Here is a 25,504-nt window from a genome sequence, read left to right on the forward strand (position 1 = left end):
CGGGCTTCAGCCCGCCTCCCCCGACGCGTAGCCGCCCCAGCGAAACGTGCCCTCGTCCGAAAGCGGCGAAAACGGGTTCCACGCCACCTCCCAGACATGCCCTTCCGGATCGGAGAAATAGCCAATATGCCCGCCCCAGAACACGTCATGCGCCTCTTTAAGGATCTCCGCCCCCGCGGCGCGGGCCGTGTCCAGAACCTGCGCCACCTCGACCTTGTCGCGCACGTTATAGGCATAGGTCGCCGCCCCTGTGCCCAACCGCTCGGGCTTCACCCCCATGTCCCGCGCCAGATCCTCCAGCGGGTAAAGCCCCAGGCTCTGACCGATCAGATCAAACACCACGATCCCCTCGGGTGCTTCGACCCTTGTCCAGCCCAGCGCCTCATAAAACGCCGCCGCGCGGTTTGGATCGCGCACGCCCAGCGTGATCAGTGATACCCTCTGGTCCATCATACCCCCTTCAGCCAGTCCAGCATCACCTTCACCGTCGGCTCAGTGTTCCCGGGCGAAGCGATCCAACCGGCGATCACGTGCCAATTGTCGACCACGTCGGCGTCGTCGGGCAGCGGCACCACCGTGGCCGGCATACCGGACTTGCGACCCCAAGCGGCCGCGATCCGGTCGGTCACGTTGGCCTCCACCACCTGGTCCTTGTGCGAGTAATAGAACAATGTCGGCACCGCGACGCCGGAATAATCCTGCGCCGCGGCGTGTTTCACCAGCGCCGCCAGCGTGGTCACCGCTGCGAGCGGATAGCGCGTGGTCCAGTAGGTCGCCTGCGCCTCGCTGGTAGGCTCCCAGCTGCGCTCGCGCCCGGCCAGCAGCGGCAGCCAGTAACGCGCCCCGGGCAGGGTCAGCAACCAGGCCTTGGGATCGTTGATGGCGAAATTTGGTGATACGAAGGCAATCGCTTTCACCCGCTCCTGCCCACCGGGCCGCACCATCGCTTCGGCCACCAGCGTGCAGCCGGTGGAGGTGGCGATCACGATCACCTCGTCGCCGACCGCGCGCGCTACCGCCAGGGCTTCCTCGACATCGTGCACCCAGTCCTTCACCCGTGGCTCGCCCATCGCCGCGCCGGGCCGGCCATGGCCTTTCAACCGCGCGAAAACAAGGTTGGCGCCATAGGCGTCGGCCACCTTGTCCGGCACCGGCCTGAGTTCCTCGGACGTGGCGGAAAACCCGTGCACATAGAGAACTGAAACCGGCGTTCGGGTTTCGGGCGCCCCGGCCCAGATCACCCGCTTTTCCACCCCTGCGGTCAAATCGTCATAGGGCGCTTCTACGGCGGCAAGATAGGTGTCCACCCCGCCTTGCAGCACCTTGGAATCGAAGGTCACGTTCACCTCCACCGGTTCATATGGCCCGAAAACCCAGGCCGCGCCGCCCAGCGGCAACAGCGCCACAAGCCCCCGGCTCAGCCAGCTGCGAACCGGGCGGATCATACCCCGGCCCGCGCGATGACCTCTTCGACCGCTGCCTCCATCAGCCCCAGGCAGGTCTCGTCGGAAAAGCGGTGATCGGCGTCCTTGACCAGCGTTAGTCGCATGTCAGGACCGTCCGCATGTTCCAGCAACCGAACCGCGGTGGCCAGCGACACCGCGGTATCCGCGGTGCCCTGCAGCATGCGCACCGGGAACCGCAATTCCAGCGGCGTGCGCAACACCAGCCGCTGCCGGCCGTCCTCGATCATCCGCCGGGTGATGACATAGGGCTCCATGTAGTCGCTGGGCAGTTCGACATGGCCCACCTCCTCCAGCTGCGTCTTCTGCTCATCGGTGAACTCGGCCCAATAGCCGTCCTCGGTGAAATCCGGCGCTGCGGCGATGGTGACCATGCCGGCGATCCGGTCCGGCACCGCGCGCGCCAGCAAAAGTGCCTGCCAGCCGCCCATCGACGAGCCCACGACCACCACCGGCTCCTCGGTCTGCGCGGAGATGGCGGCTACCGTGTCCTCGTGCCAGTCGCCGATACAACCGTCCGTGAACGCCCCCGCGCTCTCACCATGTCCGGAATAGTCGAATCGCAGGAACGCCCGCCCCGTTCGCCGCGCCCAATCCTCGAGATACACCGCCTTGGTGCCCTCCATGTCGGATTTCAGCCCGCCGCAGAACACCACGCAGGGCCCCTGCCCATCGGTCTTGTGATAGGCCAGCCTGCGCCCTTGCGGCGTGTCGAGAAACTCGGTCATGTCTTGCCCCTGTTGTCGTCGCCCAACGCTAACGGCCCGATCCCGGCGCCGCAATCACCCTTCCGCTTCCCGCAGCCCGGCCGCCACCCCGGCGCCCGCCGTCGCCATCGCGGCAAACAGCGCCAGTGTCACCTCGGCGCCGGCCATCGCCGCCAGCGCTCCGAACACGCCCGTGCCCAGAAGCAGCACCCCGATCGCGGTATTCGCCACCGCCGTATAGGCCAGTCGCCGATCTTCCGGCGCCATGTCGGTGAGATAGATCGAGCGTCCCTGCCGCACCCCGTGATAGGCGATCATCAACGCAAACAGCACCAGCGGCAGGGCCCAGACCGTGTCCACCAGCCCCAGGGCCCGCAGCACAAGCGCCGCGGCCAGCGCCGCCGCGCCGGACAGCCCGGCATAGATCAGCACCCGGCGCGACGACCGGTCGGCCAGCCGACCCCAGACATAGGACGACACCAGCGAGGCCACCGCCGACGCCAGCACCAGCGCCCCCAGTCGCTCGAACGCCCGGTTGCCGGCCTCCGCCGCCATCAGCACGAGATAGGGCGGGGCCAGAGCGGTCGAGACCAGCAGACCCCTCGCGATCACGAACCGCCCCAGTTCCGGCGCGTCCCACAACAGCCGCATCTGTCCCAGCGCCGCGCGCCAGCCGGTGCCGGTTGTGCCCGGCCTGGCCTCTTCGCGCAGCCCGGCGAACACGACCGCGGCCAACAGGAAACCCACCGCCGCCAGCCCTATCGCGCCAATCACGATCGACATCCGACCGACCGGCGCCGCCATCAGGACAAGCGCGAAACCGATCACCACCGCCGCTCCTGCCGAGGCTGCCAGCCCCGTGGCCGCGCCCCGCCGCGCCTTGCCGACGGTCTTGCCCAGCACGTCCTTGTAGCTCACCGAGGCGACCGACCGCGCCACCGACAGAACCGCCAGAGCGGCGCAGACCGCGATCCCCGCCGCCGCGCCCTGCATCGTCAGCGCCACGATCAGGATCACCACCAGCATTGCCCCCTGCACCGCCGCCGCCCCGGCCCAGGCCCATTTCCGGCGGGCCAGGCCATGGATATGCGGCGCCGTGAACAGTTGCGGCAACAGTGCGCCCGCCTCGCGGATCGGCACCAGCAACCCGACGAACACGGCCGGCGCCGACAGCGCCGCCAGCAGCCAGCTTAGCACCAGCTTGGGGTCGAACAGACCGTCTGCCGACTTGGTCAATGACAGAGCGCCGACATGGCCAAGCCAGTTGCCGGGTTCGTCGGCATGCACGTCTTTCGCCCGCGCCCCCGACCAAGCCTCATAGATGCGAACGGACCGGGCCGTCACCGGCGGAACGGCACGCCGCCCGTACCCTCGCCACGCAGGTCCCGCGGCGGTGCCCAGGTCTCGGGATCAAGGATCAGCGCCGCGATCGCCTCGGCCCCGATCTCGATCAGCCGCTCGCCTTTTTCGGCATTGGCCCGCGCCGGGTTGCCCGCCAGCCCGTTGGCGGTGACATGCGCGAAGGGCCGCCAGCGATAGCCCGCCTGCCCCGCCTTGAGAAACTTCGGCCCGCCGGCGTTCTGCGCGATCTGACCCAACTCGGTATCGTCCACCAGATCCGCCTCCAGCGCCATCATCATCGAGGTCTCGGCCTCGCAGGCATGCTGCATCCCCTCCTGGTCCTCGAGCACCTCGCGATACGCGTCCGTCGCTTCCATCGGATAGCAGGCGAAAACCAGCGTCGCCTCGGACTCCGGCGCAAACTCGTCGATGAATTGCTGACAGGCAATGATATTGCCGCCATGGCTGTTCGAAATCAGGATGTCGCGAAAGCCGTGCCGGGTGATCGCCGTGACAAGATCGCGCAGCACCGCCCGGAACGTGTCATGGCTCAGCGTCAGCGTGCCGCCAAACGGCATGTGATGCTCGCTCAGCCCGGACCAGACCACCGGCGTGACCACCACCGGTCGCGTGTCGCTGGCCTTCCGCGCCGCCCGCAGGGCAATCTCCTGCCCCAGTCTCGTATCAACCATCGTTGGCAGATGCGGCCCGTGCTGCTCGATCGAGGCCACCGGCAGGATCACCACCGCGTTCTGCTCCGCCAGCGCGCGCAGCTCCTGCGCTTTCAGCTTTTCCCAGGCGACGTCCATTTTCTCATCCTTCGACCATGCCGCCTAAGATAAGCACATCACCGATTTGACTGCCAGCGGGACCGCGCCCCCAAGGGCCTTGGCGGCAACGACACCGTGCAGGTCGTCACGGCGTCGCCCCGGCCAATGCCGACTCCACCGCCTGCTCCAGGCTTTCCGGCGAAACAAAAAGGTGAATCGCCTGCCCCAGGTCGCCCATCAGTTCCGGATGGTCAGGCAGCGCCGCGTTCAGGCGTTGCAGGGTCCGGCTCACTGCCGTCACATCGGGTCCGACATCGCCCGCGAACTGGTCATAGCCCAGATCGTTTGCCTGACCCAGCAGCCAGGCCCAGCGCGCGACCTCGACGGCGCGCCCGACATAGCGCTGAAACACCCCGCCAGCACCGCCGCCTGCCAGCGCATCGGCAAGCGCTTGCGCCTGCAGGGCGGCAATCGACATGCCCTGCGCATAGATCGGGTTGAACGTTGCGATCACGTCGCCGATCGGAACATAGTTGTCCGGCATGTCCGTCTCGTCGAAATGGCGCATGTATACCTGCGCCACCCGGTAGCGGGTGAAGTCCGAAACCGGCTTCTCCCCGGCAAGCAGCGTCACGAACCGATCATCCGGCAGGTCCGCGAGGAAGCCGCGGAAAGCAGCCTCCTCGGCCTCCACCGTGGTGCCGAACCGGTCAGCCGCCGTCACCAGCCACCTGTCGCCCTCGACGGGCAAGGCCACCGCGCTGCGGGTTTCCGGCGGATGGCCGAACATCAGCCAGCCACCGAAATCCGGACCTTGATTGATCTTTCGGCTAAACAGCGCCGAGGTATAGCTCAGTTCGGGCGCCACCGTCGACTTGCGTGGCGGCGCGATGCCGGCGCCGCTCAGCCAGGCATCGGTTCTTCCACCGCGGCCCGACGCGTCGACGACGAGGTCGGCGGCGATCTCGTGGCCCGCCACCACCACGCCAGTCACCCTTTCGGACCGGCCCGAGACCAACGCCTCGACGCGCCCGGTCTCGGTCGAAACCGCCTCCAGCGCCATCACCCTCTCGGGTATCAGGTGCTCGATCAGCGGACGCGTCTGCGACATCATCGTCAGCCCGATATCGACAGGCGGCGCCCAACCGGTTCCGCCCCAGGTCCGCCATTGACTGCGCACCCGGAACTGATGCGCCCCCCGCGCGATCAGATCGTCCACGAAACCGGGAAACAGGCCGGACATCACTTCTTCTCCGGATTTCAGCAGCGCATGAGCATGTTGCCCCTGCGGTACCGCCTTGCGCGCCAACGCGCCGTCCGGCATCCGGTCAGGATCTAAAAGGATCACATCCCCGTATTGCCGCGCCAGGACCGCCGCGGCCATCAACCCGGCCATGCCCGCCCCGATCACAACCGCCTTTTGCATGAGTCCCCCCGCTTCAACGTTTTTTCAAAGTACCTTTGTCGCAATTCCTGGAAGGATAGCCGAAAAACCCCTGCCGCCAAAGCGTGGCTCGCGCCCCCGACCTGCCGCACGGCTTGACTTCGCCCCGACCCCGCGCCAAATAGCCCCTGAACCATACCCGCAACCGGGCGTTCCGTGGGCGCCAAACCGACGAGGAGCAAGGCCGATGAGCCAGATTTCCCTGACCTTCCCCGATGGCAATGCGCGCGACTACGCCGCCGGCGTCACCCCTGCCGAGGTTGCCGCGTCGATCGCGCCCAGCCTGGCCAAGAAAGCGATCAGCGCCCAGGTCGACGGCGCCCATTTCGACCTGCAATGGCCGATCGAGCAAGACGCCGCCATCGCCATCAATACCATGCAGGACGACGCCGCCGCGCTCGAACTGATCCGCCACGACTTCGCTCATGTCATGGCCCGCGCCGTGCAGGAACTGTGGCCCGACGTCAAGGTCACCATCGGCCCGGTGATCGAAAACGGCTGGTATTACGATTTCGACCGCGAAGAGCCCTTCACCCCCGAAGATCTCGGCCGGATCGAGAAGAAGATGAAGGAGATCATCAATCTCCGTGACCCCGTGACCACCGAGGTCTGGGACCGCGCCCGCGCCATCGAACACTACCGCGGCACGCACGAGCCCTACAAGATCGAGCTCATCGACGCGATTCCCGAGGACCAGCCGATCCGCATGTACTGGCATGGCGATTGGCAGGATCTCTGCCGCGGTCCCCACCTGAGCCATACCGGGCAGCTTCCGGCCGACGCCTTCAAACTGATGAGCGTCGCCGGCGCCTATTGGCGCGGTGATTCAGACCGCGCCATGCTGCAGCGGATCTACGGCGTGGCGTTCAAGAACAAGGAAGACCTGCGCAAATACCTGCACATGCTGGAAGAGGCCGCCAAGCGCGACCACCGCAAGCTGGGCCGCGAAATGGACCTCTTCCATATGCAGGAAGAGGCCCCGGGCCAGATCTTCTGGCACCCCAACGGCTGGATGATCTACACCACGCTGCAGGACTACATGCGCCGCATGCAGGCCAGGGGCGGCTATGTCGAGGTCAACACGCCTCAGGTCGTCGACCGCAAGCTGTGGGAGGCCTCGGGCCACTGGGAGAAATACCAGGACAACATGTTCATCGTCGAGGTCGACGAGGAACACGCCCGCGAAAAGTCGGTCAATGCCCTCAAACCGATGAACTGCCCCTGCCACGTGCAGATTTTCAACCAGGGCCTCAAATCCTACCGTGACCTGCCGTTGCGCATGGCCGAGTTCGGCTCCTGCAACCGCTACGAGCCTTCCGGCGCGCTGCACGGCATCATGCGGGTGCGCGGCTTCACCCAGGACGACGCCCACATCTTCTGCACCGAGGACCAGATCGAGCGAGAGACCAAGATCTTCATCGACTTCCTGTCCGAAATCTATCGCGACCTCGGTTTCCCCGAGTTCAAGGTGCTGTTCTCCGACCGCCCCGACATGCGCGCCGGCTCCGACGCGGTCTGGGACAAATCCGAAAAAGCCCTGCTCGATGCCACCCGCGCCGCGGGGATCGAACCGGGCTTCAACCCCGGCGAAGGCGCCTTCTACGGGCCCAAGCTGGAATTCGTGCTGACCGACGCCATCGGCCGCGACTGGCAATGCGGCACGCTGCAGGTCGATTTCGTCCTGCCCGAGCGGCTCGACGCGACCTATGTCGGCCGGGACGGCGCCAAGCACCGCCCGGTCATGCTGCACCGCGCCACGCTGGGCAGCTTCGAACGCTTCATCGGCATCCTGATCGAGGAACATGCCGGCAAATTGCCGTTCTGGCTGGCGCCGCGGCAGGTGATCGTCGCCACCATCGTGTCCGAAGCCGACGACTACGCGCACGAGGTCGTCTCGGCGCTTCAGGCCGCCGGGGTCCGGGCCGAAGCGGATCTGCGCAACGAAAAGATCAACTACAAGGTCCGCGAACACTCGCTCGCCAAGGTGCCGGTGATCCTCGCCCTCGGCCACCGCGAGGTGGAAGAGCGCACCGTGACCCTGCGCCGCCTGGGCGAGAAACACACCCGGGTCACGGCGTTGGCCGACGTGGTGGCAGCCCTGGCGCAGGAGGCTACCCCGCCCGATCTCGCGCGCGACGGCTGACCGCACCCCAACCCCGGCGCGGTCCGGGAAACCGCGCCCCAGCGTTGCCGGGGAAAGCGGCCGCGGTTGCACTGCGGCCGATGCAGGCCGGGCCGAGCGGCGCCCGGGATAGCCGTCCGATACGCCCGCGACATGGCGCGCCGCACCACCGGGATGGGCGTGCCCGCGGCAACCCCGTGCCGCACGGCCCCTCTCTTTCTTGGCCCAAATACTCAAGGTCCCGACGGCTCCGCAGCGCCCGCGCTCGGAAGACCGGGCCGAGAGCCCCCGTCGCGGCGGGGTGGACGGCCGGGCGGCACGACGGGGGCCGGTTTCTTGCCACAACCTTACCGAGGCGCACGGCAAACCGGCATCACATGCGAACTCCGGAATGGAATACTGTAACATTCCCATGGGTAAAGGTTTCTCTGGATGACATTTTTGCGCTCCGGTTTTCTTTATTTTCAACACTTTACTGAAAAAGCCTTGTTTCACCCCCTCACAAACCGCCCGGTTTTGCCTGACGCAGCCGTGATGCACGGCCTCGTGAGTGGCCCGTGACGCACAACCTCCGCTACCCATTTCCCATCGCATCCATGCGATCCGAACTTGCGACACCAAAGGGAGAAACCAGATGTCGAATACCCTCAAATCCGCCGCCCTCGTGGGCGCTTTCGCCACCGCGCTGGCCGGCCACGCCACCACCGCCAGCGCCGCCGAGCAGGAAAAATGCTACGGCGTGTCGCTGGCCGGCCAGAACGACTGCAAGGCCGGCGCCGGCACCACCTGCGCCGGAAGCTCGACCGTCGATTACCAGGGCAATGCCTGGAAACTGGTCGACAAGGGCACCTGCACCACCATGGAACTGCCGGCCATGGCCGACGGCACGGCCCGTATGGGCAGCCTCGAAGAACTCGGCCGCGACCTGCCGTCGTCTTAAGCGCACCACTGCGGGCGCGGCGGCCCTGGCCCGTCGCGCCCGGCAGACTTTGCGAGACCTCCGATGCTTGATCAGACCCGCCGCACCACCCTGCCTCTGGCCCCCGGCGTTGGCTACAAACCGCAGCACTACGCCGAGATCATGGCCGATGCCGGCCCGATCGGCTGGCTCGAGATTCATGCCGAGAACTACATGGGCGCCGGCGGCCGGCCGGTGGCGCAGTTGCGACACCTCTCCGAGCGATTTCCGATTTCCGTCCACGGCGTCGGTCTCTCGATCGGCGGTGAAGGGCGGCTCGATCCCGACCACCTGAGCCGCCTGCGCCGGCTGAGCGACTGGCTCGATCCGGCCAGCTTTTCCGAACACCTGGCCTGGTCGACCCACGAGTCGGCCTTCCTCAACGACCTGCTGCCGCTGCCCTACACCAGCGACACGCTGCAGCGTGTCGTCGATCATATCGACGAGCTGCAAGAGGCCATCGCCCGCCCGATGCTGCTGGAAAACCCCTCCAGCTACCTCGCGTTCGCGGAAAGCACCTGGGAGGAGCCCGACTTTCTCGACGAGATCGCTCGCCGCACCGGCTGCGGTTTGCTGCTCGACGTCAACAATGTCTTCATCTCGGCCACCAATCTCGGATTTTCACCACAGGGCTACATCGATGCCTTCCCCTTGCGCCGGGTCGGGGAACTCCATCTCGCCGGCCACGACACCGAGGCGGACGACCACGGACGCCCGCTGCTGATCGACAGCCATGGCCGCGAAGTGGACGAACCGGTCTGGGCGCTGTTCGATTATACCCTGGCGCGCTCCGGTCCCCGTCCCGCGCTGATCGAATGGGACAATGACGTGCCCGACTGGCCGGTGCTCGCCGCCGAGGCGGCCCGCGCCGGCGCGGCGCTGTCCCGCAGCGTGGCCACCGGCGACGAGGTGCCGGCATGAGCGCGCCCACCTCCCGCCAGACCCAGTTCCGGGCCGCCATCCTCGACCCCGACCGCCCGGCCCCGCCGGGCCTGACCGACGGCCGCGGTGCACCTGCCGGCCGCCGGTTCTCAGTCTACCGCAACAACGTCGTCGTGTCGCTGACCGAGGCGCTGGAAAAGGCCTTCCCCACCGTCCGCAAACTGATCGGCGCGGAGAACTTCGCGACCGTCGCCGGGCTCTACCTGCGGGCGCATCCCCCGACCTCGCCGATCCTGTCACGCTATGGCGCCGGTTTTCCGGACTTTCTCGGCGCCTTCGAACCGCTCGGCCATCTTGGCTACCTGCCCGACACCGCCCGCCTCGACCGGGCCCTGGTCGACAGCTACCACGCCGCCGACTCCGCACCGCTCGACCCGGGCCGGCTCGGCGCCCTCGCCCCTGACGATCTGCTCCGCCTGCATCTCGGCTTCGCCCCGGCGGTGCGCCTGCTGCGCTCGCCCTGGCCGATCCACGGCATCTGGCGTTTCAACAACGAAGAGAACGCGCCGCAGCCGCCGCACACGGCGCAGGACGTGCTGATCACCCGGCCCGCCTATGACCCGGTGCCACGGCTTCTGCCGCCCGGCGGCGCCGCGCTGATCGCCGCCCTGTCCGCCGGCAAATCCCTCGGCGACGCCCTCGACGCCGCCACCGGCGAGGCCGCCGATTTCGACCTCTCCCCGCTGCTCACGCGTCTGCTGCAAGACAACGCGTTGTCCGGCGCCCAAGTGAAAGCCCCGGCATGACCTCGCTGATATCCCTGCACCGTTCCGTCTTCTCCCGGCTCGAGCGTGCCGACTGGCTGCTGCCCACGCTGGCCCGGCTGTTGTTCGCGGCGCTGTTTCTGGTCTATTTCTGGAACTCGGCGCTGACCAAGCTGGGCGACGGGTTTCTCGGCCTGTTCTCGCCTTCGCTCGGCGCCTACGCCCAGATCTTTCCCCGGGCGATGGAAGCCGCTGGCTACGACAGCTCGCAGCTCGGCCTGTTCCACTGGGCCGTGGTGCTGGCCGGCACCTGGGCCGAGTTCCTGCTGCCCGCGCTGGTCGTGCTCGGCCTGCTCACCCGCCTGGCCGCGCTCGGCATGATCGGCTTCGTCCTGGTGCAGACGCTCACCGACCTCTACGGCCACGGTGTCATCGCCGAGGCCAAATCCCTCGGCGCCTGGTTCGATGGTGACCCCGGCAGCCTGATCCTCGATCAGCGCAGCCTCTGGATCTTCCTGTTGCTGGTGCTGGTGATCAAGGGCGGCGGCGCGCTCTCGCTCGACCGCCTGCTCGCGCCGCAACCCGATGCGGACACCTGATCGGCTCCTTCATCTGACCCCAAAATATCCCGGGGAGCGCAAGGGGCGGCGCCCCTCGCTCCGCGGCTCAGAAATGCGCCTTCGGCTCGTCGGGCTTGCCCGCGGCCAGCGCCAGCAGCCCGCCGACGATGCAGAACCCGATCGGAAACATGGTGAAGACGCCGAAGCCGAAGGCATGGTACATCAGCCCGCCGGCGATCAGCATCAGCACCCCGCCCCACAGCGCCCGGATCTTCGCCATCGCGCCGCCGGCGATCGCCAGCAGCGGCGCCAGGAAACTCGTCACCCGGATCAGCTGTTCGTTGTCGACCCGGCCGAACACCTCGGCCACCTCCTCGTGGCTGGCCGTCACCTCGGTATAGCCATAGCTGAAGAATCCGACCACCATCGCGATCAGCCCGCCGACGATGCCCAGCATCAATGCCGCGTTGCGCATACTCTTACTCCTTGTTCAGCAGCGCGTCCTGCACCGCCTTGTCCCACCCGAGATAGAGGTCATGCCCCGCCGCGATCAAGGGCCGCTTCATCAGCGTCGGGTGCGCCGCCAGCAGCTCCAGTGGCGGCCGGGCCCGCTCGGCCGCACTCAGACCGCGCCAGGTGGTCGAGCGGGTATTGAGCAACTTCCCGCCGAAAGCCTCGAACGCCCGCGCCATCACTTCCGCCGGCACGCCCTCGGCCCGAACATCGACGAAAGTGACATCTCCCAGGGATTTCAAGGCCTTGCGACAGGTGTCGCAGGTCTTCAGTCCGTATAGTTGCATGGCTCCCTCCTTCGGCATCGCCGCTTCATAGCGCGGCAAGGCCCGGGCTTCACCCCTGTTTTGCTTGCTTTTTGCGGGTCGCGTGCAATCATTTTGCTTGGGTCACTTCACATTTTCAGGGATCCGCCGCATGCGCCCGGGTCGTCTGAACGGTCAAGTGACCGGATTGCCAGACCGGCCCGCCAAGTCAGGGCCCGACGAGAATTTGAAGGAGAACGGGCCATGCCAACCGGCACCGTGAAATGGTTCAACACCAAGAAAGGCTACGGGTTCATCGAGCCCGAAGAGGGCGGCCAGGACGTGTTCGTGCACATCTCGGCCGTCGAACAGTCGGGCCTGACCGGTCTGGCCGACGACCAGAAGGTCGGCTACGAGCTGATCGACGGCCGCGACGGCCGCCAGATGGCCGGAGAGCTCAAGCTGCTCTGACCCTGCCCCCGTATCGGCGTCCGTAGGGTGGGTTTTCAACCCACCATCCCGCCCCATCGGACGATTGCAACGCTCCCCATCCACGCCACGCGCCCGACCCGGGGTGGGTGCGGAACGCGCCCGCCCATGGGGCGGGTCGGGCGCGTGCGCAGCGAAGCTGCGCGGGTTTCCAATCTATGTGCACGTCTCTCTATTTCTCACGGCGATCATGAAATTCAACAAAGTCACGAATTGTTTGCGCGGAAATAATATACAAAAATTCGTTCCCCCCTCGTACAATCATTCCTGCAAAAAGCACTTCAGAAAACGAGCCTCGTTCCAAAATGGCAAACACCGGACCGCCACTCGCTCCGTTTAGTGAGGCTGGCTGACGACCGACTATTCTCAAACGGAAAACTGAATCGTCGGGCGTCGATCCGTCGAATTCACAAGTCAGCGCACTTACACGAAGCTTTAACTCTTGATAGCCGAACGGAAATTCGTCGCGTACGTGAATATCTTGATCCTCATCTACGCAACCAAACGCGCAGAAAAAGGCGGCCTGGCTCAATTCATCGTCATCTATTGATTTGCGCGCATCAAAAAAGTCGCGCAGCATTTTCGGGTGTTGGTACACTGCGCCCGAAAAATTGAAAGCCCGCACTTGATCCGCATCTTGTTCCGGCGCGAGGCGGTGGCGAAATGCTAAGAACTGATTGGATGTCACATAGACGCGATTTTCCGGCAATACTATGGCAACGTCACGATACTCAAGATCATCCGTCTGATGACTAGTCGCAAAGGCAAGTGGCCTACTCCCGAATCTCAAAAGAGAAAAGGAACCGTGTAGGCTGACTTCAAACTGCTCATCTCCTGTCCGGTTTACTACGTGTGTGCATTGCTTAAACAAATACTCGGGCAAATACTCCAGATCGACATACAACTCACCCAGTTTTGCGCTGGTAAGAACACTTTCTCTTATCCATGTTGGCAGCTGCAGTTTCGCCAAGATTACCGGCAACCTTTAGTCAGTAGTTAATCAAGTCGCGAGTTTATTTCTTTTCGCCACCCCGCACATTGGGCGCAGCATCTCACCCCTCCAAAACCCCCTCAACCTCCCGCCATTCCCGCGCGGATTTGCACTATTCTCCACATACAGAGCGCTCAATCAAGAGTTGTGCGCCACATACCGCTTCCCGCCCCGGTCAATCTTCATCACCTGATACACATCCTTCGCCGGGATCACCGTGGCGCCATAGGGCACCGGCGCTCGCCGCACCTTGCGCAGCGTATACCCGTCGCGCTCCAGCACCGGCACGAAGGCCAGCGCGGCGTTGTCCGGCCACAGCGCGCCGTCCTCCTCGGTCTCGAAGGCGCGCTCGACGAATTTCTTCAGCCGCGGCGAGCCGTTGAACACCGCCAACCGCTCGCGCACATATTCCCCAGCCGGGGGAAACCCCGCGCCGAACGGCTCCCACTCGGCGCGGTTGTCGAAAAAATCCGCCAGCGCCGGCCCGCCGCGTTCGGGGGTCAGCCCGCTTTCGCCGGTGATCAACCCGGCCAGAACCTCCAGCGTCTCGGGCGACAGCTTCACCCCTCCAGCACCTGCTGGAACTCGCGCCACTCCCGCGCGCTCATGCCGGAGGTCTCGGCAGTGACCGTCTCCCCGCTCAGCATCCGCCGCAGGCAGTCCATCATCTGCGACGACATCGTCACCGCGCCCATGCGGTAATCCTCGAACGCGCGATAGGCGAACGGCACCCAGTCGGCCACGACCTTGCAGATCGCGTCGGCATAGACCCGGATCTCAAATTGCGCATGCGCATCCGCCCTGAGCCGCAGGAAATGCAGCAGGTTGTGCAGGTCGACCTTCCAGTACCACTGGGTGTAGATGTTGGCCGGCAGGTTCATCCGCGCCAGTTCGCGCGCCAGCCCGATGCCGTCCTCGTCGATCATCGTCTGGTAATGGTCGTAACACCGCGCCGCGTCGCCCTTCAGCATCTCCAGCACCCGCGCGGTGTCCTCAGGGCTCAGCAGATCGCCCCGGCCCTGGTTGTTGACCACCGACTGGGCGTTGATCTGGTCCGGCGCGGGCATGTAGAACTCGCGGTCCAGGATCGAATAGCGCGCCGAATATTCGTTGACGTTCGCCGTGCGGTGCCGGATCCATTGCCGCGCCACGAACACCGGCAGTTTGACGTGCAGCTTGACCTCGCACATCTCGAACGGCGTCGAATGCCAGTGCCGCATCAGGTAACGGATCAGCCCCTCGTCGTTCTGGACTGACTTGGTGCCCTTGCCATAGCTCACCCGCGCCGCCTGGCAGATCGCCGCATCGTCGCCCATGTAGTCGATCACCCGCACGAAGCCATGATCCAGCACCGGGATCGCAGTATAAAGATGCTTCTCCATCCCTTCGCTCACCACCCGCAGGGTCTGATGCGGGTGGCTCCGCAACTCTTCGATCTCGGCCTGCTGCTCGGGGGTCACGGTCATCGGGGCGTCCTTTGTTACAAGAATGAGTCGCCCGCCACTATATCTTGAGAGTTCCCACACAGGAACCACAAGCGACCGGGACATTCTGCCCACATGTCAAACATTTTTTTTCGTCGAATCAGGCGGCGATTGACTTTCGATGCAACCCTCGCGATTCTACGGCAAAACAAAACAAACGGATCGAGGCAGGATCAACATCATGCGCATTTTGCGACAGGCACTCATATTGAGCGCGGTGGGCGGCTTTCTGATCGCCTGCGACAGCACCAACCCCTTCACCACCAACGGCGGCACAGGCGGCACCGGCGGCACCGGCGGCGGCACGACCCCGACCGGCGACACCATCCCGGCCAGTGTGGCCGGCAATGTCACGGCGGTCAGTTATTCTCCCGGCAGCGCCACCATCACCGTCGAGGGGATCAACCTCGACGAAGTGCCGTTTGCCGCTGTCTACCGCCGCAACCCGGCGCTCGACGTGCCGGGCTACCAGGCATACACGGCGCAGGATGATGCGCTCGACCGCCATGTCACCGCCTTCGTGATGCAGTCAGGCAATTCCGGCGCGGTCCGCGGCGCGGTCGTGGTGTCCGGCGGCCAGTTCAACCGCTATTTCGGCGGCGTCTACTACGAGCGCGACAACTATTCCCCGGCCACGGGACAGGTGTCCTATGCCGGGCGCTACGCCGGCCTGACCAACGTTCCGGGCGACGGCGGCGACCTGATCCCGGTGCCGCCGGGCATTGATCCGTCGCTGGTCCCGGTCGACGCGGCCGAGGTGACGGGCCGGATCTTCCTCAACGCCAACTTCGCCGACAATTCCGTCAATGGCGGCATCTATAACCGGGTTCTGACCGACTATGCCGTCGCCTTGCCCGACCTGGCGCTGATCGCCACCGACATCGCCGATGACGGCAGCTTCTCCGGCACCGTCGAATATTCCGGGGTGGTCGGCGAAACCATCGGCGAATATGCCGGTATCTTCGGTGGGCCAGATGCCGAATCCGTGGCCGGCGGCGTCCGCCTGAACGAATGGGATGGCAAAGGCAATCCGCTGGGCTTCGAAAACGAAGAGGAATACGGGGTCTTCGTCCTCGATCAATGCGGCACGGCAGGTGCCTCCGCGGCGATCTGCGCCGATGTGAACCCCGGTGCGGGTGTGCCTTAAGCGCGCGGTCCGATGCGCGCTGGCCGCCGCGCTGCTTTTCGCGGCGGCTCCCTCGGGCGCAGAAGACCGTAGCGTCACCCTCAGCATTCCGCAGGCTCGTTCTGCGGCGCTGGCCGCCTATTCCAACGGCGACTACGCGCTTGCTATCCAGTTGGCCAAGGGTCTCCTGCAGGCCGATCCCGAGGATCCGCAAGCCTATTATATCATCGCCCATGCCTACAGCCGGCTGGGCGATGCCGGCCTGTCGCGTCGGGCCGCTGGCTATGCCTTCCGCTACTCCGACCACGAGCTCGACCGCTACAACACCGCCCAGCTCGCCGCCCGCATGGCGCTGAAGGACGAGCGCCACACGCTGGCGCAGTACTGGCTGCGCCGCTCCTATGACTACGTGCCCAACGAACGCCTGCGTAAACAGGCCGTCGCCGATTTCAAACTGCTGCGGGCGCAGAACCCCTGGACGGTGCAGCTCGGCTTCTCGGTCGACCCCTCCGACAACGTCAATTCCGGGGCTCAGGATCCGGTGAACGATATCGACGGGCTCGACACCACGCCGCTCGACCTCACGCCCTCGGCTCTGGCGCTGTCCGGCACGACCGTCAATGCCCGTGTCAACGGCGCCTACCGGCTGTCGCGCAGCCGCAATGCCGAAACCCACCTGCAATTTCATGCCTCGACACGCCAGGTCATCCTGTCGCGAGAGGCGCGGCAGCAACTGCAGAGCAGCCCCTTCCCCTCCGAACAGGCTCTCACGGGCGCGGATTTCTCCAGCATCTACGCCAAGATCGGGCTGTCGCACGCCTTCCGCCTGGGCACCTCGCCCGAGGCGCCGAAAGGCAACGGCTACGGGCGCCTCCGGGCGGCCTATGCCGAAAGCTGGTATTCCGGACAACGCTATTTCCGTGCCTATTCGCTCGAAGCCGAGCGCGGTTTCCGGCTGAGCGGGTCGCGCAATCTGTCGCTTGCCGCCGAAGTGACCCGGCGCAACTATGATCGCCCGAACAGAGAATCCACCACCGGCGAGCTGAGCGCGGTGTTGCGCCAAGACCTGGCCGGGGGCGATCAACTGGCGTTGGGGCTGTCTGTGGCGGAAACCGAAAGCGACTACGGCAATTTCCGCAAGCGCCGCGCCGCGCTGCACCTCGGCTACGACGTCGGGCGCAAGATCGGGCCGGCCAAGCTGTCCTTCGTGATCGGCGCCTCGCTGTCCGAATACCCCGAATACCGGTTGCTGACAGGGCTGTTCACGCTGACCACGCTGCAGCGCGAAGACAAGTCGCTGTTTGGTGGCGTAACCGTCCATTTCGAGGATTACGGCTTCGCCGGTTTCGCCCCCACTCTCAGCTTGCGCGGCCGCAAGACCGAATCCAATGTCGGACGCTTTGACACCGAGGAGATGACGCTGTCTATTGGCCTCAGATCAAATTTCTGAGCCGGAGCACGTCACATGCATCTCAAATATCTCCACACCATGGTCCGGGTGAAGGACCTGGAAAAATCCATGGCCTTCTACGAACTTCTGGGTCTCCAGAAGACCCGTCACTACGATAGCGAACAGGGCCGCTTCACGCTGATCTTCATGGCACCGCCGGACCAGCCGGACTGCCCTGTCGAGCTCACCTACAACTGGGACGGCGACGACGGGCTGCCCTCGGACAGCCGCCATTTCGGTCATCTCGCCTATGAGGTCGGCAACATTTACGAGATGTGCCAGCACCTGATGGACAACGGTGTGGTGATCAACCGCCCGCCGCGCGACGGCCGCATGGCCTTCGTCCGAAGCCCTGACAACATCTCGATCGAACTGCTGCAGAAAGGCGACCCGCTGCCGCCGGAAGAGCCCTGGGCCAGCATGGAAAACACCGGCCACTGGTAATGTGGCGCGCCGCGGCGCTTGTCACCGCAATGCTGGCGGGCGACCCGGCGAAGGCCGCCTGCCGCCAGGCGCTGGCGCTCGGGCTCGACGTTTCGGGCTCGGTCGACAGCCCCGAGTATGCGCTGCAACGGCGGGGACTGGCCAACGCCCTGCGCCACCCCGAGGTCACCGAGGCCCTGCTGGCGCTGCCACAGGCGCCGGTTGAACTGATGGTCTATGAATGGAGCGCCCCCGGCGCGGCGCGGGTGATCCTGCCCTGGACCGCGATCACCGCGGCCGCCGTGCTCGAAAGCGCCGCGAACCGCATCGCCACCGCGCCGCGCACCGGCCTGCCGTCCTCGACCGCGCTGGGGGCGGCCATGCGTTTCGGCATCACCGCGCTGGCGCCGCGCCCCTGTTGGCGCCGCACGCTCGATCTCTCGGGCGACGGCAAGTCCAACACCGGCCCGCCACCCGCCCCGGTCCGGGCCGAGGCCGCCGCCGCCGGCATCACCATCAACGCCCTGGTCATCGGCGCCGACGCACCGGCCACGGGCGATGCCCGCTATGTCGAGATCGGCGAGCTGACCGCCTATTTTCGCTTCAACGTGATCGCCGGGCCCGGGGCCTTTACCGAACCGGCCTTCGGCTTTTCCGACTACGAGGCCGCCATGGTCCGCAAGCTCAAGCGCGAACTCGAAGGGCTGGTGGTTTCACGGCGCTGACCAGCGGCTTGCCTGCAAAACCGGCCCCCGACCAGAGTGCGTCGCGCCAGTTCGATGACCCGGTTACTTGGTCTCTTCAGGCTGCGTCGGGGCAGACGGCTTCAACCTGGCGCGGTTGTCGGTTTCGAATTGGCGCCGCCAATCCGACCGACTGGGGGGCCACCCCCCCAGACCCCCCGGGATATTTGCTGAAAGAGGAAGACAGGCGCGTCCGCCTTCATCTGACCAAAATTATCCCGGAGGGGGTGTGGGGGAGGCAGCGCCTCCCCCGTCTCGGTCGGATCGCGGCGCGCGACCCGAAAAGGCACCGTCCGCTTCGGGCCGGAACCACCATTCCGGCGCAATTCCGAAACCGGCCCGCAAACCGAACCGCCAGACCATGAGCGCGTTCCCCCGCTCAACCGGACCACGCGCCACCGCGCCGAAGACGCGCCTCGTTTCGGCTTCGGTCCGAAAGGCATTTCCGCGGCCCGCCCCAATTGTCGCCCGAAGGTGTTGCGGGTGGCGGCTGGGCAACGCCCGAGGGCGACAAGTCCACCTCAGTCTTTCAGCAGACGATCCGCTTTCTTGCGCACCAGGACCGCGCGCAGATCGTGCATCGCCAAGAGCAGCACATCGGTCACATCCTCGAGCTGCGCGTCCGTGGCCCGCGACTGGGCCCAGTGGGTGGTGAGGTTGAGGTAATCCACCGCCCGGTGAATGTCGTCGATATCGCGGGCCGCCAGCACCGCCTCGCGCTCTGCCATCCAGTCGCGGATCACCGCCATGTCCTTGTCCGTGAGCTCACGCTGGCCATGCGGTTTGATCTCGCCGTTGCGGATGTTGATGACGGCGATCTGGTCCATCTCGATCCGGCGCTGACGGTTTTCGGTGTCCACCCGGAACACGAAGGCGCCGTTTTCCCGCACCCGGAAATAGTAGTCTGGCAGATCGGTCGCCATCGGATCCTTCGCTCACTTTCACCTTCAGGGATTACCTGCTGCCGGTTGCAAGAGCAATGCCGCATTGAACCCAACGCTGCCCATGCGACAGCCGGTCTTTTGGGGTTGGCAAGCGACCCCCTGGCCCCGCGGCTCTCGTGCCGGCGGAACCGGCCGCCCGCCCTAGGACAGCCCGGCGCAGAAACTCTGGATCCGGCGGCAGGCTTCCTCCAGCGCCGCCTCCGACGTGGCATAACTCACTCGGAAATTCGGGCTCAGCCCGAAAGCCGCGCCGAACACCACCGCCACGCCGGCCTCCTCGAGCAGCGCCTTGGCGAAGGCTTCGTCGCTGTCGATCACCGTGCCCTTCGGCGTGGCCTTGCCGATCAGCCCGGCAATCGACGGATAGACATAAAACGCCCCCTCCGGCACCGGACAGGTCACACCGTCGATCTCGCTCAGCATCCGCACCACCAGATCGCGGCGACCCTGGAACACCTTGGCCCACTGCTGCAGGAACGCCTGCGTGCCGTTCAGCGCCTCGACCGCTGCCCATTGCGACACCGAACACGGGTTCGAGGTGCTCTGGCTCTGGATCTTCCGCATTGCCGCGATCAGCTCCTTCGGCCCCGCGGCATAGCCGATCCGCCAGCCGGTCATGGCATAGGCTTTCGAGACCCCGTTGCAGGTTAGCGTGCGGTCGTAAAGCCCCGGCTCGACCTCCGCCGGCGTGCAGAAGGTGAATTCGTCATAGGCCAGGTGCTCGTACATGTCATCGGTCATCACCCAGACATGCGGGTGCCGCATCAGCACGTCGGTCAGGCCCTTGAGTTCCTCGCGGGTATAGCCCGCTCCGGTCGGGTTCGACGGCGAGTTGAAAATCAGCCACTTGGTTTTCGGCGTGATTGCCGCCTCAAGCTGTTCGGGGCTCAGTTTGAACGCGTTCTCCAGCGTCGCCTCGACCGGCACCGGCGTGCCGCCCGCCAGCAGCACCATGTCGGGATAGCTCACCCAGTAAGGCGCCGGGATGATCACCTCGTCGCCGGGGTTCAGAGTCGCCATCAAGGCATTATAGAGAATCTGCTTGCCTCCGGTCCCGACGCTGACCTGGGCCGGCTCATATTCCAGCCCGTTGTCGCGCTTGAACTTGGCGCAGATTGCCTGCTTCAGCTCGGGAATGCCGTCGACCGCGGTGTATTTCGTGCGGCCGGCATCGATCGCCGCCTTCGCCGCCGCCTTGATGTGGTCGGGCGTGTCGAAATCCGGCTCACCCGCGCCCAGCCCGATCACATCGTGACCCGCAGCCTTCAACTCGGCGGCCAGGTTGGAAACGGCGATGGTCGGCGACGGCTTCACCCGCGCCAGCGTGTCGGAAAGGAAGGCCATGATGTCGGGGATCCCGGTTTGAGTCTCGTCGATCTCTGTCATAAGTTGCACGATACCCGCGATCAAGCGCGATCGGGCGACATGATCACGGCATGCCTGGAAAGGAACGGCAATGAGCGATGACCTGAGCGACGGCTGGTTCGACCCCGCCTCCAGCACCTTCGGCGACCGCGTGACCGGCGCACGCGAGGCCTCCGGCATGAGCCAGAAACAACTTGCCAAGCGGCTGGGTGTGAAGCTGGCAACCCTGCAGAACTGGGAAGAAGACCTGTCCGAGCCGCGCGCCAACAAGCTGCAGATGCTGGCCGGGTTGCTCAACGTGTCGCTGACCTGGCTGCTGGAAGGCATCGGCGACGGCATTCCCGCTCCCAGCGAAGGCGAGCCGATCGGAGACGACGTCAAGGACATCCTGGCCGAGCTCCGCGCACTTAAAGCCCGGGCCAACAAGACGGCAAACCGGCTGGGCGCGCTGGAAAAGAAACTGGCTGCAGTCGCCCGGGAGTCCGGCCTTGGCTGAACCCGAGCCCCGTGACGCCCGTCTCAAGCGGCTGCACATGCGCTCGATGCGGCGCGGCACCAAGGAAATGGATCTGATCCTGATGCGCTTTGCCGCGGCCCGGCTCAACGGGATGGACGCAGCCGCACTCGATGCCTATGACGCGCTGCTCGCTGAAAACGACCAGGACCTCTATCAATGGGTCAGCGGCCAGGCCGAACCGCCGGGCCGCCACGCCCCGCTGATCGGTGAAATTCGCACCCTGATCGGCATGGTCTGACCGGCCGCGCCGACCGGCGCTTGCGCGCAATGCATCGCATTTTAGCGAATGACACGCAGGATTTAACGGATTTTTCGGCTTTTTGCACCAGTTTGCCTCCCCGAGCAGTTGCGACGGAGACACGGGATGAGCATGCACGCACCAGTTGGCAAAGGGTCGATCAGCGACGGATCCGAAGCCGGTTTCATGACGGGCTATCTCGAAACGCTGTCGCTGGTCGAGCGGCTGCACCGCCTGCTGCTTGACGTCATCAAGGACGAATTCGAACGCGTCGGCGTGCTCGAAATCAACGCGGTCCAGGCGCTGCTGCTGTTCAATATCGGCGACAACGAGGTGACCGCGGGCGAACTGAAATCACGCGGCTACTACCAGGGCTCGAATGTCAGCTACAATCTCAAGAAGCTGGTGGACATGGGCTACATGCACCACCAGCGCTGCGAAATCGACCGCCGCTCGGTGCGGGTGCGGCTGACCGAAAAAGGGCGCGAGATCCGCCACTTGGTGCAGACCCTGTTCGCCCGCCATGCCGAGGGGCTGGTGCAAAAGCGCGTGCTCAGCCCTGCCGGGCTGGACGACATCACCACCTCATTGCGCCGGGTCGAGCGGTATTGGACCGATCAGATCCGCTACATCTACTGAAAACGCGAAACCCGTGTCTCCGGTGCGCTGCGCTCGACGCGCGGTTCGGACACAAGCTTTCGCCGCACGCCGCTTGCCAGGGGCAGACAATGCCGCCGGCCGGGCGAACCGGGCCTGCCTCGGCCTCCCCGTTTGGCATCGCTCCGGCCCGGGCCACGCGCGCCCGCGTCACGGCGCCGGAACGGCAGCCTGCATCGCCCGCGCCCAGAACCGCCACATCAGCAGCCCGGCCGCCACCGCCAGCCCGATGGCCAGCCCCAGCCACACCCCGACCCCGCCCAGCCCGGCGGGAAACCCCAACCCATAGCTCACCGGCACGCCGATCACCCAATAGGCTACCACCGCCATCAGCATCGGTACCTTGGTGTCCTGCACGCCGCGCAGCAGCCCCAGCGCGATCACTTGCGCCGCGTCGACCAACTGGAACAGCGCCGCCGCCGCCATCAGCACCACGCCCACCGCCAGCACCTCGCCGCGCTGCGGATCGGACGGGTCGAGGAATAGCCCCACCAGCCAGCCCGGCACCGCCAGGAACACCACCACCGCCAGCAGCGCGACGGCCATCGACACCGCGGTCACGACCCGCGCCCCACGGCGCAGATCGGTGCCATCGCGCCGGCCCACCGCCCGCCCGGCCCGTACCGTGGCGGCGCTGCTCAGTCCGAGATGGATCATGAAGGTGGCCGAGCTGAGTTGCAGCGCGATCCCGTGGGCGGCCAGCGCCGCCGCGCCCAGCCAGCCCATCATCACGCTGCTGGCGGCGAACAGGCTGGTTTCCGCCAGGATGGTCAGCCCGATCGGCAAACCCAGTCGCGCGACCAGCGCCAGCGCCGCCCAGTCGGGCCGCCACAGACGCACGAACAGCGCATGCTGGTTGGCCCGGACCAGGACATAGACCAGCAGCGCCAGGAACATGACCATTTGGGCCACGAAAGACGCCATCGCCGCGCCGCGAATACCCAGCTCGGGCGCGCCCCAGTTGCCGAAGATCAGCACATAGTTGGCCACCGCGTTGATCACGGCCGCCGCCACCGTGCCCCAGAGCACGATCGCGGTGCGCTCCAGCGCCGAAAGATAGCTTTTCAGCACCATGCCCAACAGCGAGAAGACGATGGCAAACCCGGCGATCTGCATGTATTGCGCCGCCAGTTCCGCCACCCCCGGCGCCTGGCCCAGCAGCAGCAGAAGCGGCCGCGCGAAGACGAAAACCGGGAAACAGGCCACCGCAAAACCCACCGACGCCCAGAGCCCCATCCGCGTCACCCGGCGCACCCGGGTCGCATCCTCCGCCGCCTCCGCCTCGGCCACCAGCGGCATCACCGCCAGCGCCAGCCCCGAGCCGAACAGGAACAGCACGAAGATCACCATGCCGCCCAGCACCTCGCCGGCCAGCGCCTCGACATCGTACCAGCCCAGCATTACCGCATCGGTCAGCGTGATCGCGAACTGCGCCAGGTTGCCACCGATCAACGGCAGCCCCAGCCCCAGGACCGCCCGCAGATGGCCACCATATGTCAAGGGATCACGCATGGCGGCATGCCTTACGCCCCGCCTCGCGCAGGGGCAAGCCCGTCGACCCGCGCGCCCCGACGGAACCGCCCGAGATCGCCCGGGTCGCGAATGGCGCTAGATCGCCGCCAGCGCCAGCTGCGCCGCCACTACCGCCACCAGCGCCCCGGCGCACAGCTCGATCAGCGACGCCGTCCGTGCCGCCGCCGTGCCGCTCATCGCCTGTGCCAGCGCCCCCTCACGCATGCTCACCGACAACCCCGCCACGGCCACCGTCACGCTGGCCGTGCCCAGCCCCATCACGAAGGCGCCGGCGATCCCGGCCAGGTCGATGCCCATCCGCCAGGTCAGGATCAGCAGGAAAACCGCCCCGGTGCAGGGTCGCAGGGCCACCGACGTGATCACCACCAGCGCGTCACGCCAGTTCCTCACCTCCGCTGCCTCCTCCAGGCTCACCCCGTGCTTGTGTCCGCAGGAACAGGTGCCATCCTCGTGTACCTGATGCCCGTCCTGCACCTGATGCACCCGCACCGCCCAAAACCGCCGCGCACCGCGCAGCAGAAGCCACAGCCCGACCAGCGCAATCGCGCCATAGGAGACCGGCTCCAGCAGGCGGTCGGCGACGTCCACCATCCGCTCGCGGGTCCAGTTGAAGGCGAAAACCCCGGCATAGACCAACACCACCGCGGTGCCCGCCTGGGCCAGGCTCGCAGCCAGCGCCAGGCCCATCAGGCGGCGCATCGGCACGCGCCGGCCCAGCCCGTAGCCGCCGATCACCAGCTTGCCATGCCCCGGCCCGGCGGCGTGAAAGAACCCATAGGCGAAACACAGGCCCATCAGCCCGGCCCAGGCCGCGCCATCGCCGGCGCGCAACTGCCGGAGCGTGCCCGCCATGGCGTTCTGCACGTCGCGCTGACCCGCCGCCGCCCAGGCTTTCAGGGCTTCGAGCCCGCCGAACCCCCACAGCCACAGCGCCAGTGCCAGTCCGGCGACAAGCGGCAGGATCAGGAGCCCGCGGCGCACGTCACCACCACTGTCTCGGCAAACTGCTCACCCACTTGCGGATAATCGCTCTCGCCATCCTCGGGGATCTGCGCCAACTCGGCCAGCAGCTTCTCCTGCGCCGCCCCGATGTCCGGCGCGACGATCTTGACCTCGCAGCCGTCCGGCCCGCTCACCCCAAGGCCCATGTCATAGGCGGTATAGAAGGTTGGATCGTAGGGTTTGAACGTCCATGCTTCTCCCGCCGTACCACCTTCGACCGGGCGGAAATGCCGGCTGGTGATCTTGCCCTCGCTCAGTGTCGTCCCGCGCCGCTCGGGCGGCCCCAACCGCACGGCCCTGCCCGCCTGCATCGCGTAAAGATCGCCGGCAAAACCCTCGATCCAGTTCATGTCGAAACCATCGAGCTGCGCCAGTTCCGCATCTGTCAGCGTACCGTCATAGTCGGCATCGAGCCCCATGTCCTCGAGCACCAGCAGGGAATAGAATTCGTCATATTGCCAGACCACCTCGACGCCGACGAGCCGCCCCTCGTCGCGCACCAGGGTCAGCCCGGTACTGACGAAGATATGCGGATGCGCGGCCGCAGCGGTGCTAAGTGCGGCCATCGCCACGGCCGCCATATGCCGGAAAACATGCCTCATACGCGCCATTTACGCCGCTGTGCCGCCATCTGCAACGCGCCGCCGGCACGCTGCGCGGATTTGCGCCCGCACCGCGCCGCGGCAAGCCCAGCCAATGCCAGAAAGAAAACGCCACGCGCGGTCGCCTGCGCGTGGCGCCGTCAGGCGGCTGCCTCTACGGATCGGCCCTTC

The 25,504-nt window shown here is 66.0% G+C and carries 29 protein-coding genes; 13 read left to right on the forward strand and 16 right to left on the reverse strand.

The annotated features are described in order from the left end of the window. Nucleotides 1–6: 6 nt before the first annotated feature. The 6 genes from NO357_RS04885 to NO357_RS04910 all read right to left on the reverse strand — a co-directional run bounded on the left by NO357_RS04885 (nucleotide 7) and on the right by NO357_RS04910 (nucleotide 5,707). Nucleotides 7–450: a VOC family protein gene (locus tag NO357_RS04885; RefSeq protein WP_306734485.1), complete on the reverse strand. Its 444-nt coding sequence runs from the start codon at nucleotides 448–450 to the stop codon at nucleotides 7–9. Continuing rightward, entirely contained in the window at nucleotides 450–1,445 is a 996-nt protein-coding gene (locus tag NO357_RS04890) for an alpha/beta hydrolase (RefSeq protein ID WP_306734486.1), read from the reverse strand. Before NO357_RS04890 ends, NO357_RS04885 begins: the two co-directional genes overlap by 1 nt. Beyond that, nucleotides 1,442–2,191 carry an alpha/beta hydrolase gene (locus NO357_RS04895; protein WP_306734487.1) on the reverse strand — a complete coding sequence of 250 codons (750 nt, stop codon included), beginning with the start codon at nucleotides 2,189–2,191 and terminating at the stop codon, nucleotides 1,442–1,444. Before NO357_RS04895 ends, NO357_RS04890 begins: the two co-directional genes overlap by 4 nt. A 54-nt stretch (nucleotides 2,192–2,245) precedes the next feature. Beyond that, nucleotides 2,246–3,457 (reverse strand): MFS transporter, encoded by a 1,212-nt coding sequence (locus tag NO357_RS04900; protein WP_306734488.1) that lies wholly within the window; start codon nucleotides 3,455–3,457, stop codon nucleotides 2,246–2,248. Nucleotides 3,458–3,510: 53 nt separating this feature from the next. Beyond that, nucleotides 3,511–4,320 carry a creatininase family protein gene (locus NO357_RS04905; RefSeq protein WP_306734489.1) on the reverse strand — a complete coding sequence of 270 codons (810 nt, stop codon included), beginning with the start codon at nucleotides 4,318–4,320 and terminating at the stop codon, nucleotides 3,511–3,513. Nucleotides 4,321–4,426: 106 nt separating this feature from the next. Then, on the reverse strand, nucleotides 4,427–5,707 hold the full coding sequence (locus NO357_RS04910) for an FAD-dependent oxidoreductase (protein WP_306734490.1): 1,281 nt from the start codon (nucleotides 5,705–5,707) through the stop codon (nucleotides 4,427–4,429). A gap of 205 nt (nucleotides 5,708–5,912) precedes the next feature. On the opposite strand from NO357_RS04910, the gene thrS reads away from it, so the two are divergent. The 5 genes from thrS (at nucleotide 5,913) to NO357_RS04935 (ending at nucleotide 11,050) form a co-directional block, all read left to right on the forward strand. After that, nucleotides 5,913–7,868 carry a threonine--tRNA ligase gene (gene thrS, locus NO357_RS04915; RefSeq protein ID WP_306734491.1) on the forward strand — a complete coding sequence of 652 codons (1,956 nt, stop codon included), beginning with the start codon at nucleotides 5,913–5,915 and terminating at the stop codon, nucleotides 7,866–7,868. A gap of 613 nt (nucleotides 7,869–8,481) precedes the next feature. Then, nucleotides 8,482–8,787 carry a BufA1 family periplasmic bufferin-type metallophore gene (locus NO357_RS04920; protein WP_306734492.1) on the forward strand — a complete coding sequence of 102 codons (306 nt, stop codon included), beginning with the start codon at nucleotides 8,482–8,484 and terminating at the stop codon, nucleotides 8,785–8,787. Nucleotides 8,788–8,850: 63 nt separating this feature from the next. After that, nucleotides 8,851–9,726: an MNIO family bufferin maturase gene (gene bufB, locus NO357_RS04925; RefSeq protein WP_306734493.1), complete on the forward strand. Its 876-nt coding sequence runs from the start codon at nucleotides 8,851–8,853 to the stop codon at nucleotides 9,724–9,726. Then, the gene (locus NO357_RS04930) at nucleotides 9,723–10,493 is read left to right on the forward strand and encodes an HvfC/BufC N-terminal domain-containing protein (RefSeq protein ID WP_306734494.1); all 771 of its coding nucleotides are present in this window, start codon (nucleotides 9,723–9,725) and stop codon (nucleotides 10,491–10,493) included. Before bufB ends, NO357_RS04930 begins: the two co-directional genes overlap by 4 nt. Further along, nucleotides 10,490–11,050: a DoxX family protein gene (locus NO357_RS04935; protein WP_306734495.1), complete on the forward strand. Its 561-nt coding sequence runs from the start codon at nucleotides 10,490–10,492 to the stop codon at nucleotides 11,048–11,050. The genes NO357_RS04930 and NO357_RS04935 overlap by 4 nt, the downstream gene beginning before the upstream one ends. A 67-nt stretch (nucleotides 11,051–11,117) precedes the next feature. On the opposite strand, the gene NO357_RS04940 is transcribed toward NO357_RS04935, so the two are convergent. Together NO357_RS04940 and NO357_RS04945 are read right to left on the reverse strand one after the other, a co-directional pair. Then, the gene (locus tag NO357_RS04940) at nucleotides 11,118–11,486 is read right to left on the reverse strand and encodes a hypothetical protein (RefSeq protein ID WP_306734496.1); all 369 of its coding nucleotides are present in this window, start codon (nucleotides 11,484–11,486) and stop codon (nucleotides 11,118–11,120) included. A gap of 4 nt (nucleotides 11,487–11,490) precedes the next feature. Continuing rightward, nucleotides 11,491–11,811: an arsenate reductase family protein gene (locus NO357_RS04945; RefSeq protein ID WP_306734497.1), complete on the reverse strand. Its 321-nt coding sequence runs from the start codon at nucleotides 11,809–11,811 to the stop codon at nucleotides 11,491–11,493. A gap of 222 nt (nucleotides 11,812–12,033) precedes the next feature. Between NO357_RS04945 and NO357_RS04950 the strand changes: the two genes are divergently transcribed. Next, nucleotides 12,034–12,240, forward strand: coding sequence for a cold-shock protein (locus NO357_RS04950; protein WP_306734498.1), 207 nt, complete (start codon nucleotides 12,034–12,036; stop codon nucleotides 12,238–12,240). A gap of 190 nt (nucleotides 12,241–12,430) precedes the next feature. Here NO357_RS04950 and NO357_RS04955 read toward each other — a convergent pair whose 3' ends face one another. The 3 genes from NO357_RS04955 to thyX form a co-directional block, all read right to left on the reverse strand. Then, nucleotides 12,431–13,228 (reverse strand): hypothetical protein, encoded by a 798-nt coding sequence (locus NO357_RS04955; RefSeq protein ID WP_306734499.1) that lies wholly within the window; start codon nucleotides 13,226–13,228, stop codon nucleotides 12,431–12,433. 159 nt (nucleotides 13,229–13,387) lie between these two features. Beyond that, nucleotides 13,388–13,813 carry a hypothetical protein gene (locus tag NO357_RS04960; RefSeq protein WP_306734500.1) on the reverse strand — a complete coding sequence of 142 codons (426 nt, stop codon included), beginning with the start codon at nucleotides 13,811–13,813 and terminating at the stop codon, nucleotides 13,388–13,390. Further along, nucleotides 13,810–14,715 (reverse strand): FAD-dependent thymidylate synthase, encoded by a 906-nt coding sequence (gene thyX / locus NO357_RS04965; protein WP_306734501.1) that lies wholly within the window; start codon nucleotides 14,713–14,715, stop codon nucleotides 13,810–13,812. Before thyX ends, NO357_RS04960 begins: the two co-directional genes overlap by 4 nt. A 199-nt stretch (nucleotides 14,716–14,914) precedes the next feature. Between thyX and NO357_RS04970 the strand changes: the two genes are divergently transcribed. Genes NO357_RS04970 through NO357_RS04985 form a run of 4 tightly spaced genes read left to right on the forward strand, consistent with a single transcriptional unit; the run spans nucleotide 14,915 to nucleotide 18,457 of the window. Beyond that, nucleotides 14,915–15,880: a thymidylate synthase gene (locus tag NO357_RS04970; protein WP_306734502.1), complete on the forward strand. Its 966-nt coding sequence runs from the start codon at nucleotides 14,915–14,917 to the stop codon at nucleotides 15,878–15,880. Continuing rightward, nucleotides 15,864–17,309: a surface lipoprotein assembly modifier gene (locus tag NO357_RS04975; RefSeq protein WP_306734503.1), complete on the forward strand. Its 1,446-nt coding sequence runs from the start codon at nucleotides 15,864–15,866 to the stop codon at nucleotides 17,307–17,309. The genes NO357_RS04970 and NO357_RS04975 overlap by 17 nt, the downstream gene beginning before the upstream one ends. 15 nt (nucleotides 17,310–17,324) lie before the next feature. After that, on the forward strand, nucleotides 17,325–17,753 hold the full coding sequence (locus NO357_RS04980; protein ID WP_306734504.1) for a VOC family protein: 429 nt from the start codon (nucleotides 17,325–17,327) through the stop codon (nucleotides 17,751–17,753). Then, nucleotides 17,753–18,457 (forward strand): DUF1194 domain-containing protein, encoded by a 705-nt coding sequence (locus tag NO357_RS04985; RefSeq protein ID WP_306734505.1) that lies wholly within the window; start codon nucleotides 17,753–17,755, stop codon nucleotides 18,455–18,457. The genes NO357_RS04980 and NO357_RS04985 overlap by 1 nt, the downstream gene beginning before the upstream one ends. A gap of 539 nt (nucleotides 18,458–18,996) precedes the next feature. On the opposite strand, the gene NO357_RS04990 is transcribed toward NO357_RS04985, so the two are convergent. Both NO357_RS04990 and NO357_RS04995 read right to left on the reverse strand, forming a co-directional pair. Then, complete coding sequence (locus tag NO357_RS04990) at nucleotides 18,997–19,398, reverse strand: hypothetical protein (protein WP_306734506.1); 402 nt, start codon at nucleotides 19,396–19,398, stop codon at nucleotides 18,997–18,999. A 162-nt stretch (nucleotides 19,399–19,560) separates the two neighbouring features. Then, nucleotides 19,561–20,763 carry a pyridoxal phosphate-dependent aminotransferase gene (locus NO357_RS04995; protein WP_306734770.1) on the reverse strand — a complete coding sequence of 401 codons (1,203 nt, stop codon included), beginning with the start codon at nucleotides 20,761–20,763 and terminating at the stop codon, nucleotides 19,561–19,563. 112 nt (nucleotides 20,764–20,875) lie between these two features. Between NO357_RS04995 and NO357_RS05000 the strand changes: the two genes are divergently transcribed. From NO357_RS05000 to NO357_RS05010, 3 genes are all read left to right on the forward strand, one after another. Next, a complete protein-coding gene (locus NO357_RS05000) occupies nucleotides 20,876–21,280 on the forward strand; it encodes a helix-turn-helix domain-containing protein (RefSeq protein ID WP_306734507.1) in 405 nt (134 codons plus the stop codon). Between the two features lie 37 nt (nucleotides 21,281–21,317). Further along, nucleotides 21,318–21,539, forward strand: a complete 222-nt coding sequence (locus NO357_RS05005; RefSeq protein ID WP_306734771.1) for a succinate dehydrogenase assembly factor 2 — start codon at nucleotides 21,318–21,320, stop codon at nucleotides 21,537–21,539. A 126-nt stretch (nucleotides 21,540–21,665) separates the two neighbouring features. Next, complete coding sequence (locus NO357_RS05010; protein ID WP_306734508.1) at nucleotides 21,666–22,178, forward strand: MarR family winged helix-turn-helix transcriptional regulator; 513 nt, start codon at nucleotides 21,666–21,668, stop codon at nucleotides 22,176–22,178. Between the two features lie 168 nt (nucleotides 22,179–22,346). Here NO357_RS05010 and NO357_RS05015 read toward each other — a convergent pair whose 3' ends face one another. The 3 genes from NO357_RS05015 to NO357_RS05025 form a co-directional block, all read right to left on the reverse strand. Continuing rightward, nucleotides 22,347–23,708, reverse strand: coding sequence for an MATE family efflux transporter (locus NO357_RS05015; protein WP_306734509.1), 1,362 nt, complete (start codon nucleotides 23,706–23,708; stop codon nucleotides 22,347–22,349). 96 nt (nucleotides 23,709–23,804) lie between these two features. Beyond that, nucleotides 23,805–24,710: a nickel/cobalt transporter gene (locus NO357_RS05020; protein ID WP_306734510.1), complete on the reverse strand. Its 906-nt coding sequence runs from the start codon at nucleotides 24,708–24,710 to the stop codon at nucleotides 23,805–23,807. Next, nucleotides 24,692–25,297 (reverse strand): DUF1007 family protein, encoded by a 606-nt coding sequence (locus NO357_RS05025; protein ID WP_306734511.1) that lies wholly within the window; start codon nucleotides 25,295–25,297, stop codon nucleotides 24,692–24,694. Before NO357_RS05025 ends, NO357_RS05020 begins: the two co-directional genes overlap by 19 nt. Nucleotides 25,298–25,504: the final 207 nt, after the last annotated feature.

The organism is Marimonas arenosa, assembly GCF_030848945.1.
Lineage (GTDB): Bacteria > Pseudomonadota > Alphaproteobacteria > Rhodobacterales > Rhodobacteraceae > Marimonas > Marimonas arenosa.